The following is a 16,273-nucleotide window of genomic DNA, read 5'->3' as shown; positions in this document are numbered from 1 at the left end:
ATGTACTATACAATAGGGCAATAGAAGTATGATGGAGGTGCGGGGTTGTGGCGAGAAAGAAAAATAAAGTCATTCCACTCTTGCCGTTAAGAGGATTACTTGTGTTTCCAACGACAGTATTGCATCTAGACGTTGGGCGGGAAAAATCCGTACAAGCGTTAGAAAAAGCAATGGTTGAAGAAAATCTCGTATTGTTAACATCCCAAAAAGATGTACAAATTGATGAGCCAGAACTTGAAGATGTATATGAAATGGGTACCATTGCCCGTGTGAAGCAGTTGTTAAAGCTGCCGAACGGAACGTTTCGTGTGCTCGTTGAAGGGATCTCGCGTGGAAAAGTAGTGAAGTGGGTAAGCGAGGAACCGTGTTACGTCGTGCAAGTGGAACAGTTTGTGGATAACGAAAAAGAGGATATGGAGTTTGAAGCGTTGCGCCGAACGATGCTTGAATATTTTGAGCAGTACATCAAACTGTCGAAAAAATTATCTGCAGATATTTATACATCTGTCATGGACATTCAGCAAGCGGGACGAATGGCGGATATTATTGCGTCTCATTTGCCGTTAAAACTTGAAGAAAAGCAACGATTGCTTGAAGCGGTCGATGTGAAAGAACGCGTCCATCAAATCATTCAAATTCTTCATAATGAAAAAGAAATTTTGCATTTAGAAAAACGAATTAGCCAGCGCGTCAAACAATCGATGGAACGAACGCAAAAAGAATATTATTTACGCGAACAAATGAAGGCGATTCAAAAAGAGCTTGGCGAGAAAGAAGGCAAGACTGGCGAAGTTGATATGTTGCGTGAAAAAATTGAGCAAGCAGGCATGCCAGAACATGTGAAAGCAACGGCATTCAAAGAACTAGAACGATATGAAAAAGTGCCAGCTGCCTCTGCTGAAAGCGGAGTCATTCGCAACTATTTAGATTGGTTGTTAGCATTGCCGTGGACAAAACAAACAGAAGATATTCACGATATTCATCGCGCTGAAAAAATTTTAAACGAAGAACATTACGGTCTTGAAACAGTAAAAGAACGCGTGTTGGAATATTTAGCTGTTCAGCAATTAACCCATTCGTTGCGAGGACCGATTCTTTGTTTAGTAGGTCCACCTGGGGTTGGAAAAACATCCCTTGCTCGTTCGATCGCAAAAACGTTAAATCGAAATTTTGTTCGTATATCGCTTGGTGGTGTGCGTGATGAATCAGAAATTCGCGGTCATCGTCGCACATACGTTGGTGCTTTACCAGGTCGTATTATTCAAGGAATGAAAAAAGCAGGAACGATTAACCCTGTATTTTTACTTGATGAAATTGATAAAATGTCAAGCGACTTCCGCGGTGATCCGTCTGCCGCCTTATTAGAAGTGCTAGACCCCGAGCAAAATCATTCTTTTAGCGATCATTATATTGAGGAACCGTACGATTTATCAAAGGTCATGTTTATTGCAACAGCAAACACGCTTTCAACTATTCCGCGGCCGCTACTTGATCGTATGGAAGTTATCACTATTCCAAGCTATACGGAAATGGAAAAGTTGCATATCGCAAAAGAACATTTATTGCCAAAACAAATGGAAGCGCACGGTTTACAAAAACGAATGCTTCATATGCGTGATGAGGCGATGATGCAAGTTATTCGCTATTATACGCGTGAAGCAGGTGTGCGTAACTTAGAACGTCAATTGGCGTCCATTTGTCGCAAAGCAGCGAAAACGATCGTATCAGAAGGGCGAAAGCGCATCGTTGTCACTGAAAAAAACGTCAGCGAATTTTTAGGTAAGCCGACATATCATTACGGTCAAGCAGAAAGTGAAGACCAAGTTGGGGTAGCGACAGGTTTAGCGTATACAGCAGCAGGTGGTGATACGTTAGCCATTGAAGTGTCGATTGCTCCTGGAAAAGGGAAATTGACACTTACAGGTCAATTGGGCGATGTGATGAAAGAATCTGCCCAAGCAGCGTTTACATACATTCGCTCGAAAGCAAAAGAGTTTGGGATTGATCCTGAATTTCATGAAACACTCGATATTCACATTCACGTGCCGGAAGGGGCTGTACCAAAAGATGGTCCATCCGCAGGGATTACTATGGCTACTGCGCTGATTTCCGCATTGACAGGGAAACCGGTCAACCGTTTTGTTGGCATGACGGGAGAAATTACGTTGCGCGGTCGTGTGCTCGCCATTGGTGGGGTGAAAGAAAAAGTGTTAAGCGCCCATCGCGCAGGGTTAAAAAAAGTCATTTTGCCGAAAGAAAATGAAAAGGATTTAGAAGATATTCCTGAAATCGTAAAAAAACAATTGCAATTTGTTCTCGTTTCACATATTGATGATGTACTTGAACATGCTTTGGTAGGTGGAAAAAAATGAAGATTACAAACGTAGAAATGGTCATTAGCGCTGTGAAGCAAGAACAATACCCAGCAGGACAGCTCCCAGAGTTTGCGCTTGCTGGACGCTCAAATGTTGGCAAATCATCATTTATTAACAAAATGATTAATCGCAAAAACTTTGCCCGTACATCGTCAAAACCGGGGAAAACACAAACATTAAACTTTTACCGCATTAATGACGCTTTTTATTTCGTTGATGTACCGGGATATGGCTTTGCGAAAGTATCAAAAGCAGAGCGCGAAGCATGGGGAAAAATGATTGAAACGTATTTTACAACGCGAGAGCAACTAAAAGCAGCGTTGCTGATCGTCGATTTGCGTCATCCTCCAACGAAAGATGATGTGATGATGTATGAGTTTTTAAAGCATTACAACATTCCGACGCTCGTCATCGCGACGAAAGCGGATAAAATTCCGCGTGGGAAATGGCAACAACATGCGAAAGTAGCAAAAGAAACATTGCGTCTCATCCCAGACGATGAACTTATTATTTTTTCAGCAGAAACAGGACAAGGGAAAGATGAGGCATGGGGCGCACTGCAAAAATGGGTATAAAGAAAAAATGTGGGTGAAATCGCCCACATTTTTTGTATAATTATCCTTTTTTCACGAACAATAAGTACAATCCAAGTAAAATGAACGCCAACGGCCAAATGTGGATGAGTGAATCAAACGTTACGGATGTTACCGCTTGTTGTAACGGATGAGAAAATAAAAAAATGAATGATAAAGCAAAAAGTAAAATGGTAGGAAGTAACGCTTGTTTCGTTTTTACGTATTGCAAAAATAAACCAAGCGCTATAATTAACGTCAATATGCTTATATCATCTGGCCACGATGAAAGACGAGAAGAAAGATGAAAATGAACGCCAACCCCTGTAAACACAACACCGGATAAAATGGCGGAATAATCTTTTCCGATATACGCTTGACCTAAAAAAGCGACCCCGATGATGAACAGCAACGTCGGCCACGTATGGAAAGATGGAAAAAGTGAAAAGCGTTCAAGTAAAAAGTACGTTCCAAAACCAATTAAAATGATGCCGGAAAAAATACCACGTTTTTTCATTGAAATTCCCCCAATTCCGTGCGACACTTGAAGCAGCATCTGTTCACTAGTTTACTAAATGAGCGCCGTTTACGAAAGATCGAAAGTTGTCAAATTGTATTCACACTTTATAAGGAAAAAACAACATAGACGTGCTATAATGAAATGAGATGACTTTAAACTTCGGGGTGATGGGAATGTATGTCGTTGTTGTCAGCGTGAACTATCGTACAGCCCCTGTCGAAATTCGTGAGAAATTGACGTTTAATCAAACGGAACTTGCTGAAGCGATGAAAGCGCTACAAAAGCAAAAGAGCATGTTAGAAAACGTCATCGTATCGACATGTAACCGTACGGAAATTTATGCGGTTGTCGATCAATTAAACACAGGGCGTTATTATATAAAAACATTTTTAGCGGATTGGTTTGGGCTCGATAAAGAACAAATCGTTCCGTATTTGCGCATCTATGAAGAGCGTGAAGCGATTGAACATTTATTCCGCGTCGCTTGCGGGCTTGATTCTATGATTTTAGGTGAAACACAAATTCTTGGGCAAGTGCGCACAAGTTTTCTTTTAGCGCAACAAGAAAACACAATAGGCACGGTGTTTAAACAGCTATTTAAACAAGCGATTACGCTTGCTAAACGCGCGCATGCGGAAACGGAAATCGGTGCAAATGCGGTATCTGTCAGCTATGCAGCTGTGGAACTTGCGAAAAAAATTTTTGGCGATTTGAAAAATAAACACGTGCTCGTGTTAGGCGCTGGAAAAATGGGGGAATTGGCGCTGCAAAACTTGTACGGAAGCGGCGTCAAACGCGTCACGGTGGTGAATCGCACATTTGAAAAAGCAAAGCAGCTTGCCGAACGATTTAACGGAGATGCTAAACCGTTATCACAATTGCAATGCGCATTATTAGAGGCGGACATTTTAATTAGTTCGACGGGTGCAAAACAATATGTCATTACAAAAGAAACGATGGCAGTCATTGAAAAAATGCGCAAAGGACGTCCGTTTTTTATGATTGATATTGCAGTGCCGCGCGATTTAGATCCTGCGCTTGCTGAACTAGATAGCATCTTTTTATATGATATTGACGACTTACAAGATATTGTTGAAGCGAATTTAGCCGAACGGAAAAAAGCAGCGGAGCAAATTGAGCGCATGATTGCTGAGGAAATGGACGAGTTTCAACAATGGCTGCATATGCTTGGTGTCGTACCAATTATCGCAGCTTTGCGTGAAAAGGCGATGCTCATTCAAGAAGAGACGATGAAAAGTTTAGAACGAAAGTTGCCACATTTATCAGAACGAGATAAAAAAGTATTAAACAAGCATACGAAAAGTATCGTCAACCAATTGTTGCGCGATCCAATTTTGCGCGCAAAAGAATTGGCTGCAGAGGACAATGCAGAAGAAGCGCTTCAGTTGTTTATGAAAATTTTCAACATTGAACAGCAAGTGAAGCAGCAACAAAAAGAGATAAGCTGTGTTCACGAGCGAGCGGCAGAACCATCTTTTCAATCGTAAGGAAGAGCTAATATGTTTGACATGACGAGATGGTACGAACTCTCGCTTCTTTTACATGCATCGTCCGTTTTGTTTTATTTTATCGATTTTCTTCATCACAACCGGAAGGCAAATCGCATTGCTTTCGGGTTGCTTTCTATTGTTTGGGGGATGCAAACATTTTTCTTTTTTGCGAGAATGGTGGAGACAGGAAGATTTCCTGTTTTAACGCTTGCGGAGGGGCTGTCGTTTTACGCGTGGCTACTTATTACGTTATCGCTTGCGATTAACGGATGGCTGCGCGTTGATTTTCTCGTCTTTTTCACAAACGTATTAGCGTTTTTTATTCTTTCATTGCATACGTTCGCACCGACACCGTACACTGTTGGCATTGCAGAGCAATTGATGTCTGAACTGTTGTTTATTCATATTACGATGGCCATTTTATCGTATGGAGCGTTTTCGATTTCGTTTATGTTTTCCCTTCTATATTTACTTCAATATGAGTTATTGAAGAAAAAAAAGTGGGGAAAACGATTATGGCGGCTTGGCGATTTAGCTAAGTTTGACGATCTTTCCTATGTGTTAAACGGCGTCGGTGTTCCGGTACTATTATTAAGTTTAATTTTAGGCATTGTTTGGGCATATATGAAAGTAGATCATTTCGTTTTATATGATGCGAAAGTACTCGGTTCGTTTACTGTATTTGCAACATACAGTTTTTATTTATATAAGCGAGCTGTTCAAGGGATGCAAGGAAAAGAAATGGCATTTTGGAACATTGGCTCTTTTCTAATTTTACTAATTAATTTCTTTTTGTTTGGTACGTTATCGCAATTTCATTTTTAGCGATTGTTGGAGGAAAGAAAGATGAGAAAAATTATTGTTGGTTCGCGTCGAAGCAAGTTAGCGCTAACCCAAACAAACTGGGTCATTGAACAACTGAAACAACTCGGTGCCCCGTTTGAATTTGAAGTGAAAGAAATCGTCACAAAAGGCGATCAAATTTTACATGTGACGTTATCGAAAGTAGGGGGCAAAGGACTGTTTGTAAAAGAAATTGAACAGGCGATGCTAGATGGCGAAATTGATTTTGCAGTTCATAGTATGAAAGATATGCCTGCTGTTTTACCAGACGGATTAATGATCGGATGCGTACCAAAGCGTGAAGATCATCGCGATGTGCTCATTTCGAAAGGTCATGTTCCGTTTGAGCAACTGCCAAGCGGGGCGGTTGTTGGAACGAGCAGTTTACGGCGTTCCGCGCAGCTGTTAGCCGTTCGTCCAGATTTACAAATCCAATGGATTCGCGGCAATATTGATACTCGTTTAGCGAAGTTAAAAACAGATGCGTACGATGCTATTATATTAGCAGCTGCTGGGTTACATCGCATGGGTTGGGCAAAAGAAGTAGTTACTCAATATTTACCAACGGACATATGTGTCCCAGCGGTTGGACAAGGGGCGTTGGCGATTGAGTGTCGAGAAAGTGATGAGGAATTATTGCATTGGTTAAATAAGTTAACCAATGAACAAACGGAACGTGCTGTGCGCGCCGAACGGGCATTTTTACAGCGCATTGAAGGTGGTTGTCAAGTACCTGTTGCTGGATATGCATATGTTGATGGAGATGAAGTGGTACTAACAGCCCTCGTTGCTACGCCGGATGGAACAGACGTGTTAAAAGAAATTGTGCGTGGAACAGAGCCAGAACAAGTGGGGGTTGAAGCGGCACAACGTTTAATTGAACGTGGTGCAAAACAACTGATTGCACGTGTGTTAAAGGAGATGTAGTAAATGCTCAGGGGGAAACGGGTGCTCGTGACGCGTGAGAAAGCGCAAGCAAAAGCGTTGTCGCAAACGTTGGAACGATACGGTGCGATTCCAGTTGAATTGCCGTTGATTCGCATTGGACGAGCGAAACAAGCGGATCATAACTTATTACATGAATGGCATACGTTCGATTGGATCGTATTTACAAGTCAAAACGGTGTCAAATATTTTTTTGAGGCGGTGAAAGACGCGCAGCCACCAGCGTGGCCGAAAGTGGCTGCGGTAGGAGAAAAAACAGCGAAAGCATTGCAAAAGCGAAACGTTGTTGTCGATCTGATTCCAAACGAATTTGTTGCCGAAAGCTTATCGGAAACGTTACAACCTTTGCTTTCTACCGACACGCGCGTGTTGCTTGTGAAAGGGAACTTAGCGCGCGATACGTTGCGAGAGCAATTAAGTAACATGGCAGACGTGACAGATTGGATCGTCTACGAAACGACGATGAATGAAGAAGCGAAGCCACAACTCATTGCGCTCCTTCAACAACGAATGATTGATGTCGTTACGTTTACAAGTTCATCGACGGTACATAGTTTTGCGCACGCGATCGCAGGGGAAGACATCAATTTGTCTTTTGTTACGATCGCATGCATCGGTCCAATCACGAAACAAACAGCTCTTGATTTAGGCATTCCTGTTCACGTTTGTCCACATACATATACAATTGATGCAATGGTTGAAGAGATTAATCAATATTTGAAGATAAGAGGTGAGTAAATATGCAATTTGCCCGTCATCGTCGTTTGCGTCAAACGGCTAATTTACGAGCGATGGTACGTGAAACACATTTGCATATAGAAGATTTGATTTATCCGATTTTTGTCGTCGAAGGAGAAAAAATAAAAAATGAAGTGCCGTCGATGCCCGGTGTGTATCAGCAGTCGCTTGACTATGCTCTTGAAGACGTGCGCGAAGCTGTTCAATTAGGTGTACGTTCCATTATTGTATTTGGTGTACCAAACGAAAAAAACGAGATCGCTTCACAAGCATATTGTGAACACGGAATCGTTCAACGCGCCATTCGTGCCATGAAGAACGAATTTCCAGAACTTGTTGTTATTGCGGATACATGTTTATGCCATTATACGAGCCATGGCCATTGTGGCGTTGTGGAGAACGGAACGATTGTCAATGACGACACGCTTGAATTATTAGCGAAAACAGCAGTAAGCCAAGCAAAAGCTGGAGCGGACATTATCGCACCGTCTAATATGATGGACGGATTTGTCGCAGCCATTCGCCAAGCGTTAGATGAAGAAGGATTCACATATGTGCCGATCATGTCTTATGCGGTGAAATACGCCTCAGCATTTTACGGACCGTTTCGAGATGCAGCCCATAGCGCACCGCAGTTTGGCGATCGAAAAACGTATCAAATGGATCCAGCTAATCGCCTAGAAGCGTTTCGTGAAGCGCAAGCGGATGTGGATCAAGGTGCCGACTTTTTAATGGTGAAACCAGCGTTAGCGTATTTAGATATTATTCGCGATTTGAAAAACCATTTCCATTTGCCGATTGTCGCTTATAACGTAAGCGGGGAATATGCGATGGTGAAAGCGGCCGCTCAAAACGGCTGGATTGATGAAAAAGCAGTTGTACTGGAAATGTTAACGAGCATGAAACGAGCAGGAACGGATTTAATTTTAACGTATTTTGCAAAAGACGTTGCTCGTTGGTTAAAGGAGGAAAAATAATGCGTAGCTATGAACGTTCAAAAGCGGCATATGCCGAAGCCGTAAAGCTTATGCCTGGCGGTGTAAACAGTCCGGTGCGCGCGTTTAAAGCGGTGAAAATGGATCCAATTTTTATGGCGCGCGGAAAAGGTTCGAAAATTTACGACATCGACGGCAATGAATACATTGATTACGTTTTATCGTGGGGACCGCTCATTTTAGGTCACGCAAATGATCAAGTCGTTGAGGCGCTAAAACGAGTAGCAGAAACAGGAACAAGTTTTGGCGCGCCAACGTTAATCGAGAATGAACTTGCTAAACTTGTCATGGAGCGTATGCCTTCTGTTGAAATCATTCGTATGGTTAGCTCGGGAACAGAAGCGACGATGAGCGCTCTTCGCTTAGCGCGCGGCTATACAGGACGGAATAAAATTGTAAAGTTTGAAGGCTGTTATCACGGCCATGGCGATTCGCTTTTAATTAAAGCAGGATCAGGTGTTGCGACGCTCGGTTTGCCAGATAGCCCAGGGGTGCCGGAAACGGTTGCGCAACATACGATTACTGTACCGTACAACGACTTACAAAGCGTGCGTTATGCGTTTGAAAAGTTCGGAGAAGATATCGCGGCGGTTATTGTCGAGCCTGTTGCGGGGAACATGGGAGTTGTTCCGCCAGAACCAGGTTTCTTACAAGGATTGCGTGATGTGACGAACGAATACGGTGCCCTTCTTATTTTTGACGAAGTGATGACAGGGTTCCGTGTCGACTATTATAGCGGACAAGGATATTACGGAGTTACACCAGATTTAACGTGTCTTGGAAAAGTGATCGGTGGCGGTTTACCGGTTGGGGCGTACGGTGGTCGGGCTGATATTATGGAGAACATTGCGCCGAGTGGTCCGATTTATCAAGCGGGTACGTTATCAGGGAATCCGATGGCGATGACAGCTGGTTATGAAACGTTGCGACAATTGACGCCAGAAACATATGAAACGTTCAAGAAAAAAGTGAATCGGTTAGCGGAAGGATTAAGCGAAGCGGCAAAAGCGTACGGCATTCCACATACAATTAATCAAGCTGGCTCAATGATCGGCATCTTCTTTACAAATGAGCGTGTCACAAACTACGAAACAGCAAAAACGTCCGATTTAGACTTATTTGCTCGTTATTATCAAGAAATGGCGAATGAAGGCATCTTCTTGCCACCATCGCAGTTTGAAGGCATGTTTTTATCAACTGCACATACCGATGAAGACATCGAAAAAACAATTGAAGCAGCGCGCCGTGCGTTTGCGAAAATGAGCGATTGCCTATAAGGCGTCGCTTTTTTTATGCATACTTCTTTTTTCCACTTCATAATCATAGTAATGTGAAATGACTTGGACGTTGAAGGAGAGATGAGCATGTTGCGTTTTTCAATTGAAGAAGCGATTGCCTTTCGGCGTGAACATCACGTTGATCAGTTATTATCGATTTCGCTACAACCAACCATTACGATTGAGGAACAAGGAGATTATGTGTATATTCGCGGGGTGTTGGAACTGTCAGGGGAGTATGCGAAGCGGGAAGAAGATGGAGAGGACGATCTATCGGTTGAAGCCGTTCGCTACGTTGAGCATGTCCGTATAAACGATGAACAAGTTGGTGAATTTTTGCATCAATTTCCGATTGACGTCACCGTACCGAAAGAGCGAATTGATGACCTCGAACAAGTGTATGTGTTTATTGAATCATTTGATTATGATTTAAGGCAACATGAATTACGTCTTATTGCAGAAGTGGCCATTCATGGTATTCAAATGGACGATGATCGCGAAGATGATGAATGGGAGCCATACAATGTAGACGATTTCGAACCGTTTGAAGTGGTCGCAAGAGAAGAAGTATATCAACAGGAAGAAACGGAAGAGGATCAAGGAAGTATCGTCAACGTTCCACCGTTTTATATGTTTCATGAAGAAAGTAATCATGTTGAACAACAGCTATTAGATGATGAGCAACATGAAGATAAACGAGCTGAAGAACAAAAAGAGGAAAAACAATCATTTCAACTTGAAATGAAAGGGAGAGATACGAACGAAAAGCGAAATGAAAATGCGTTATATTTAACAAAACTATTTGGTAAAAATGAAGAACAGACGTTTGCTCGTTTGAAAATTTGTATCGTCCAACAAGGTGATTCGTTGGACAAGATTGCCGAGCGATACGACGTATCTGTCCAACAGTTGTTGCGTACAAATCATTTAGAAAGCGGTGCGGATATACACGAAGGACAGTTGCTATACATTCCAACGCCAAGTAAAGTGTAAAAGGGTTGTACGATGATGAAAACGGTGCAATTACAACATGAGCGTATACAAAAATGGGAAATAGCGAATAGAACATATGCGCTCAAACGAATCGCTTCATTGGCACATTGGCAAGCGATTGAACAAGCGCATCGTCTCCGTATACCGCTTGCCATTCCGATTTACGAAACGAAAAAGCGAGATGGGCAATGGTATTATATGATGCCTTGGTTAAAAGAAAAAACGGATCCAACATCGTCATTTTTTCACGATTTGGCGCGATGGCATAAACATTCGTTAAAAGAAATGCAAACGATGGAAACGGAAATCGAATCGTATTATAAGGAACGAAAAAGCTCACTTGAAAAGACAAAACAAACATTAACTCAGTATATTGAACAATGTGAAAAACAATGGTATATGTCGCCGTTTCAACTGCAATGTTGCATCCATTTTCTTGACGTTATGCGCGCCATTTCTTTTTCTGAACATACGTTAAATGAATGGCGTGAGCGAATGCGAGAAAAAAAGACGGTGCGCATTTGCTATATTCACGGTCGCCCGTCGTTTCGCCATTATGTCGAACGAGATGATGGTACATCGTATTTTATTAGTTTTGAACAAGCGCGTTGGGCTCCTCCATTTCATGATTTACTTTTCTTTTTTCGCCAATATTTGCATACGTATCCGATTGTATGTGATGAAGCAGTACAATGGCTTTCACAGTATGAACAAACATTGGCGCTTGAAGAAGATGAACGGCTTTTATTTTTTCATTTACTTGTTGATCCACATCGTTTTGTTCGTCTCATTCATCGGTACGAACAACAACGACATGAGCGACAATTCACCGCTACTTGGCAGCAGGCATATTGGCAAATGAAAAATATCGAATATGTCATCGGAAAATGGGAAGAAGAAAAACAAACAAATCAAATCCAATCGTAATGTAAAGCGAAGGAAAGAAAAATGAAAATAGCGAGTAAAATAACGTCGATTGTTGTTGGAAATAAAATGGTGCGAATCGCTTGAACAACGGTAATCGGGATGATGCATTGTTCAGCAATAAAGCGCAGCTTTCTCAACCACGGTGGCCAAGCGTACGGGTTGAAACGTTTACGCATATGTTCACTTCCTTTTCAAATGGTTAGCTCCACATGTTGGAGCTTTTCTTTTTTATCATATGTATAAAGGAGTGAAAATGTGGCAAACCTTATTGACGATTCATATGATTTTTATATAGTATTATGTATGAATAGAAAAAAGCGAAGATAGGGAAGAGTACGGCGCAACCCGCCTTGCAGAGAGGGAAATCAGTAGCTGCGAGATTTCCTAGGTTTGTGGTCGTCGGAAGGTCGCCCTGGAGCTGTTTCTTCGAACGAAAGTAGAAGAAGCCGGTGCATCGCCGTTATCGATTTGAGTGCTTAAGCGTTGCTTAAGAAAAAAGGTGGTACCGCGAAAGAGTCTCCTTTCGTCCTTTTCGGATGGAAGGAGTTTTTTATTTGACTGAAGGAGGGATTTTTATGTTATCGCCAAAATATGACCACCGTACTGTTGAGGCAAATCGTTATGAATGGTGGTTAAAAGGAAAGTTTTTTGAAGCAACAAGTGACGAAAGGAAGAAACCATTTACGATCGTCATTCCACCCCCAAATGTGACAGGGAAACTTCATTTAGGACATGCATGGGATACGACGTTACAAGACATCATTACGCGCATGAAGCGCATGCAAGGGTATGACGTGTTATGGCTTCCGGGCATGGACCATGCGGGGATTGCGACGCAAGCAAAAGTGGAAGAAAAGCTCCGCAACGAAGGAAAAACACGCTACGATTTAGGGCGTGAAACATTTGTTGAAGAGACGTGGAAATGGAAAGAAGAATACGCAGGACATATTCGCTCTCAATGGGCGAAGCTTGGACTTGGCCTCGATTATACGCGGGAGCGCTTTACGCTTGATGAAGGATTATCAAAAGCGGTGCGTGAAGTATTTGTATCGTTATATGAAAAAGGACTTATTTATCGTGGCGAATACATTATTAACTGGGATCCAGTAACAAAAACAGCATTATCGGACATTGAAGTCGTGTATAAAGATGTGCAAGGTGCGCTATATCATATGCGTTATCCGCTTGCAGACGGCTCTGGCTATATCGAAGTGGCAACGACTCGTCCAGAGACGATGCTTGGTGATACAGCGGTTGCCGTTCATCCAGAAGACGAACGCTACAAACACCTGATCGGAAAAACAGTCATTTTACCGATCGTCGGTCGTGAAATTCCGATTATTGGTGACGAGTATGTCGATATGTCGTTCGGTTCCGGAGCGGTGAAAATTACGCCAGCACATGATCCAAACGACTTTGAAATCGGAAACCGTCATCACTTACCGCGTATTCTTGTGATGAACGAAGACGGCACAATGAACGACAATGCGCTTCAATATAAGGGACTCGATCGTTTCGAATGCCGCAAACAAATCGTCAAAGATTTACAAGAACAAGGTGTGCTATTTAAAATCGAAGAGCATATGCATTCTGTCGGTCATAGCGAACGGAGCGGTGCAGTCGTAGAACCGTATTTATCGACACAATGGTTTGTCAAAATGAAGCCGCTTGCTGAAGCTGCCATTGAACTACAAAAAACAGAAGGAAAAGTGAATTTCGTTCCAGAGCGATTTGAAAAAACGTATTTACATTGGATGGAAAACATTCGCGATTGGTGCATTTCTCGCCAACTTTGGTGGGGGCATCGCATCCCAGCATGGTATCATAAAGAAACGGGCGAAGTGTATGTTGGACACGAGCCACCAGCAGACATTGAAAATTGGGAACAAGACCCTGATGTATTAGATACGTGGTTTAGCTCGGCGCTTTGGCCATTTTCAACAATGGGCTGGCCAGACGAAGAAGCGGCAGATTATAACCGTTATTACCCAACAGATGTGCTTGTTACAGGCTACGATATTATTTTCTTCTGGGTATCGCGCATGATTTTCCAAGCGCTTGAATTTACAGGAAAACGCCCGTTTAAAGATGTTCTTATTCACGGATTAGTGCGCGATGCACAAGGAAGAAAAATGAGTAAGTCGCTTGGCAATGGCGTCGATCCGATGGATGTGATTGATCAGTACGGTGCCGACTCGCTTCGTTACTTTTTAGCGACAGGAAGTGCCCCTGGTCAAGACTTGCGCTTTAGTACAGAAAAAGTTGAAGCGACATGGAACTTCGTCAATAAAATTTGGAACGCTTCCCGTTTTGCGCTCATGAACATGGAAGGATTCACGTATGAAGACATCGACTTACATGGCGAAAAATCGGTTGCGGATCATTGGATTTTAACACGCTTAAATGAAACGATTGAGACGGTGACAAAACTCGCAGATAAATACGAGTTTGGTGAAGTCGGTCGCGTGTTATATAACTTCATTTGGGACGACTTATGCGACTGGTATATCGAAATGGCGAAATTGCCACTATACGGTGACGATGAACAAGCGAAGAAAACGACGCGCTCCGTTCTTGCTTACGTGCTTGATCAAACGATGCGTCTCCTTCATCCGTTTATGCCGTTTGTTACCGAAGAAATTTGGCAACAACTTCCGCATGAAGGAGAATCGATTACGGTTGCTCCGTGGCCGCAAGTTCGTCCTGAACTAAGCAATCATGAAGCGGCTGAACAAATGCGTTTGCTTGTTGATATTATTCGCGCGGTGCGTAACATTCGCGCTGAAGTGAATACGCCGCTAAGCAAGCCAATTACGCTGCACATTAAAGCAAAAGACGAGCAAATTGCGAATACCCTTCAGAAAAACCGCTCATATATCGAGCGTTTCTGTAACCCTAGTGAGCTTGTCATCGACACGACGATTCCAACGGTCGAGAAAGCGATGACCGCTGTTGTGACAGGGGCAGAACTAAGCTTGCCGCTCGAAGGGTTAATTAATATTGAAGAAGAAGTGAAACGTCTTGAAAAAGAGCTGCAAAAACTCGATCAAGAAGTCGAGCGTGTGCAAAAGAAATTAAGCAACGAAGGATTTTTAGCGAAAGCGCCAGCGCACGTTGTGGAAGAGGAGCGGAAAAAAGAGCGCGACTACATCGAAAAACGCGAAGCTGTCCGCGCCCGTCTTGCACAATTAAAACAATAGTTTTATGATGAAGACGAATCCATTTTGGATTCGTCTTTCACTTTGTAGAGGAGGGATTTTTCATGGTTTTTACATATAAAGAAGCAGTTGATTGGATTCATAGCCGTCTATCATTAGGAGTCAAACCGGGGCTTAAACGAATGGAATGGATGATGGAAAAGCTCGATCATCCAGAGCGCCGCATCAAAGCGATTCATGTCGGTGGGACGAACGGAAAAGGATCGACCGTTTGCTTTTTACGTCATATATTACAAGAAGCAGGATATCGTGTTGGAACATTTACATCGCCGTACGTTGAACAGTTTAATGAACGCATTAGCATAAACGGACAACCGATTAGCGATGTCGATCTGATCAAACTTGTGCAAGTCATTCAGCCTTTAGCAGAACAGTTAGAACAGACGGAATTAGGTGGGCCGACAGAGTTTGAAGTTATTACCGCCATGGCGCTTTATTATTTCGGTAAAATGAACGTGCAAGACGTTGTCATTTTTGAAGTTGGACTTGGTGGTCGCTTAGACTCAACGAACATCATTTATCCGCTTTTATCGGTGATTACAAATGTCGGCTACGATCATATACATATATTAGGGGATACACTCGAACAAATTGCGTTTGAAAAAGCGGGAATTATTAAAGCAGGAATTCCTGTTGTTACTGCGATCGACCAGCCGGAGGCGCTACAAGTAGTAGAAGAAAAAGCAGCATCTGTGCGGGCAAAAACGTATGCGCTTGGTCGTGATTTCGCGCTTTTCTCTCATGAACCAACAGCAAGTGGGGAACGTTTTTCGTTACAAACACCGTTTACGACATATCATCATGTAACGACAACGATGCTTGGGGCACATCAAGTAAAAAATGCTGCGCTCGCGCTTATGGTCGCCGATTATTTACGCACATATTATTCGTTTCTTATTGAACGTGAACATATGTATCACGGTATTCGAAAAGCGGAGTGGCTCGGACGATTTGAAAAAATGAGCGATCGCCCGCTTATCATCATTGACGGCGCGCATAACGAAGAAGGAATCGCTAGCCTTGTGGCGACGATGAATACTCACTATCCGAATCGCCGTGTGCACGTGCTCTTTACAGCGTTAGGTGATAAACCGGTCACAGCGATGATTCGAAAGTTACAATCGATTGCCGAAACGATGACGTTTACAACGTTTGACTTTCCGCGTGCCCTTTCCGCCGAGCAACTTGCGGAACAGGCGACGCATCCAAACGTGCAATGGACAAACGATTGGAAACAATGGTTAAAAGAGAAACGGAAACAAGTCGCCAAAGATGATATTATTTTAATTACAGGTTCACTTTATTTCATCTCAAATGTACGAAATTTTATAAAAAATAAATATAAGTAAGACGAAAATT

The 16,273-nt window shown here is 42.7% G+C and carries 14 protein-coding genes and 1 other annotated feature; of the genes, 12 read left to right on the top strand and 2 right to left on the bottom strand.

Features of this window, described 5'->3' with window-relative positions; genetic code table 11:
• The first annotated feature begins 47 nt into the window (after positions 1 to 47).
• On the top strand, positions 48 to 2,372 hold the full coding sequence (gene lon, locus HNQ82_RS11210; RefSeq protein WP_183249678.1) for an endopeptidase La: 2,325 nt from the start codon (positions 48 to 50) through the stop codon (positions 2,370 to 2,372).
• A complete protein-coding gene (gene yihA, locus HNQ82_RS11205; protein WP_183249676.1) occupies positions 2,369 to 2,950 on the top strand; it encodes a ribosome biogenesis GTP-binding protein YihA/YsxC in 582 nt (193 codons plus the stop codon). The genes lon and yihA overlap by 4 nt, the downstream gene beginning before the upstream one ends.
• Before the next feature lie 40 nt (positions 2,951 to 2,990).
• Here yihA and HNQ82_RS11200 read toward each other — a convergent pair whose 3' ends face one another.
• Positions 2,991 to 3,464, bottom strand: a complete 474-nt coding sequence (locus tag HNQ82_RS11200) for a LiaI-LiaF-like domain-containing protein (protein WP_183249674.1) — start codon at positions 3,462 to 3,464, stop codon at positions 2,991 to 2,993.
• 176 nt (positions 3,465 to 3,640) lie between these two features.
• On the opposite strand from HNQ82_RS11200, the gene hemA reads away from it, so the two are divergent.
• From hemA to HNQ82_RS11160, 8 genes are all read left to right on the top strand, one after another.
• Positions 3,641 to 4,975, top strand: coding sequence for a glutamyl-tRNA reductase (gene hemA, locus HNQ82_RS11195; protein WP_183249672.1), 1,335 nt, complete (start codon positions 3,641 to 3,643; stop codon positions 4,973 to 4,975).
• Between the two features lie 12 nt (positions 4,976 to 4,987).
• Entirely contained in the window at positions 4,988 to 5,803 is an 816-nt protein-coding gene (locus HNQ82_RS11190) for a cytochrome C assembly family protein (protein ID WP_055440006.1), read from the top strand.
• A 21-nt stretch (positions 5,804 to 5,824) separates the two neighbouring features.
• Positions 5,825 to 6,748 (top strand): hydroxymethylbilane synthase, encoded by a 924-nt coding sequence (gene hemC, locus HNQ82_RS11185; RefSeq protein WP_183249669.1) that lies wholly within the window; start codon positions 5,825 to 5,827, stop codon positions 6,746 to 6,748.
• Between the two features lie 3 nt (positions 6,749 to 6,751).
• Positions 6,752 to 7,504, top strand: coding sequence for a uroporphyrinogen-III synthase (locus HNQ82_RS11180; protein ID WP_183249667.1), 753 nt, complete (start codon positions 6,752 to 6,754; stop codon positions 7,502 to 7,504).
• Positions 7,505 to 7,506: 2 nt separating this feature from the next.
• Positions 7,507 to 8,481 (top strand): porphobilinogen synthase, encoded by a 975-nt coding sequence (gene hemB, locus HNQ82_RS11175; protein WP_183249665.1) that lies wholly within the window; start codon positions 7,507 to 7,509, stop codon positions 8,479 to 8,481.
• Positions 8,481 to 9,776, top strand: a complete 1,296-nt coding sequence (hemL, locus tag HNQ82_RS11170) for a glutamate-1-semialdehyde 2,1-aminomutase (protein WP_183249663.1) — start codon at positions 8,481 to 8,483, stop codon at positions 9,774 to 9,776. Before hemB ends, hemL begins: the two co-directional genes overlap by 1 nt.
• An 87-nt stretch (positions 9,777 to 9,863) precedes the next feature.
• Positions 9,864 to 10,769 (top strand): LysM peptidoglycan-binding domain-containing protein, encoded by a 906-nt coding sequence (locus HNQ82_RS11165; RefSeq protein ID WP_183249661.1) that lies wholly within the window; start codon positions 9,864 to 9,866, stop codon positions 10,767 to 10,769.
• A gap of 15 nt (positions 10,770 to 10,784) precedes the next feature.
• On the top strand, positions 10,785 to 11,696 hold the full coding sequence (locus HNQ82_RS11160; RefSeq protein WP_183249658.1) for a protein kinase family protein: 912 nt from the start codon (positions 10,785 to 10,787) through the stop codon (positions 11,694 to 11,696).
• Here HNQ82_RS11160 and HNQ82_RS11155 read toward each other — a convergent pair.
• On the bottom strand, positions 11,681 to 11,872 hold the full coding sequence (locus tag HNQ82_RS11155; protein ID WP_183249657.1) for a hypothetical protein: 192 nt from the start codon (positions 11,870 to 11,872) through the stop codon (positions 11,681 to 11,683). The genes HNQ82_RS11160 and HNQ82_RS11155 overlap by 16 nt on opposite strands.
• 135 nt (positions 11,873 to 12,007) lie before the next feature.
• Positions 12,008 to 12,230, top strand: a binding site (T-box leader).
• 41 nt (positions 12,231 to 12,271) lie between these two features.
• Between HNQ82_RS11155 and HNQ82_RS11150 the strand changes: the two genes are divergently transcribed.
• Together HNQ82_RS11150 and HNQ82_RS11145 are read left to right on the top strand one after the other, a co-directional pair.
• On the top strand, positions 12,272 to 14,896 hold the full coding sequence (locus tag HNQ82_RS11150; protein ID WP_183249655.1) for a valine--tRNA ligase: 2,625 nt from the start codon (positions 12,272 to 12,274) through the stop codon (positions 14,894 to 14,896).
• A gap of 62 nt (positions 14,897 to 14,958) precedes the next feature.
• Positions 14,959 to 16,263 (top strand): bifunctional folylpolyglutamate synthase/dihydrofolate synthase, encoded by a 1,305-nt coding sequence (locus tag HNQ82_RS11145; RefSeq protein ID WP_183249652.1) that lies wholly within the window; start codon positions 14,959 to 14,961, stop codon positions 16,261 to 16,263.
• Positions 16,264 to 16,273: the final 10 nt, after the last annotated feature.

The organism is Anoxybacillus tengchongensis (genome assembly GCF_014201585.1).
Classification (GTDB): domain Bacteria; phylum Bacillota; class Bacilli; order Bacillales; family Anoxybacillaceae; genus Anoxybacillus; species Anoxybacillus tengchongensis.
The sequence above is the reverse complement of the archived record's forward strand: the minus strand, read 5'-3'. Positions and strand labels throughout refer to the sequence as shown.

What these genes read in the sequence shown, in the direction of transcription:
- yihA (WP_183249676.1), top strand. Translation starts at nt 2,369, where the DNA reads ATGAAGATTACAAACGTAGAAATGGTCATTAGCGCTGTGAAGCAAGAA.
- HNQ82_RS11200 (WP_183249674.1), bottom strand. Translation starts at nt 3,464, where the DNA reads ATGAAAAAACGTGGTATTTTTTCCGGCATCATTTTAATTGGTTTTGGA.
- hemA (WP_183249672.1), top strand. Translation starts at nt 3,641, where the DNA reads ATGTATGTCGTTGTTGTCAGCGTGAACTATCGTACAGCCCCTGTCGAA.
- HNQ82_RS11190 (WP_055440006.1), top strand. Translation starts at nt 4,988, where the DNA reads ATGTTTGACATGACGAGATGGTACGAACTCTCGCTTCTTTTACATGCA.
- hemC (WP_183249669.1), top strand. Translation starts at nt 5,825, where the DNA reads ATGAGAAAAATTATTGTTGGTTCGCGTCGAAGCAAGTTAGCGCTAACC.
- HNQ82_RS11180 (WP_183249667.1), top strand. Translation starts at nt 6,752, where the DNA reads ATGCTCAGGGGGAAACGGGTGCTCGTGACGCGTGAGAAAGCGCAAGCA.
- hemB (WP_183249665.1), top strand. Translation starts at nt 7,507, where the DNA reads ATGCAATTTGCCCGTCATCGTCGTTTGCGTCAAACGGCTAATTTACGA.
- hemL (WP_183249663.1), top strand. Translation starts at nt 8,481, where the DNA reads ATGCGTAGCTATGAACGTTCAAAAGCGGCATATGCCGAAGCCGTAAAG.
- HNQ82_RS11165 (WP_183249661.1), top strand. Translation starts at nt 9,864, where the DNA reads ATGTTGCGTTTTTCAATTGAAGAAGCGATTGCCTTTCGGCGTGAACAT.
- HNQ82_RS11160 (WP_183249658.1), top strand. Translation starts at nt 10,785, where the DNA reads ATGAAAACGGTGCAATTACAACATGAGCGTATACAAAAATGGGAAATA.
- HNQ82_RS11155 (WP_183249657.1), bottom strand. Translation starts at nt 11,872, where the DNA reads ATGCGTAAACGTTTCAACCCGTACGCTTGGCCACCGTGGTTGAGAAAG.
- HNQ82_RS11150 (WP_183249655.1), top strand. Translation starts at nt 12,272, where the DNA reads ATGTTATCGCCAAAATATGACCACCGTACTGTTGAGGCAAATCGTTAT.
- HNQ82_RS11145 (WP_183249652.1), top strand. Translation starts at nt 14,959, where the DNA reads ATGGTTTTTACATATAAAGAAGCAGTTGATTGGATTCATAGCCGTCTA.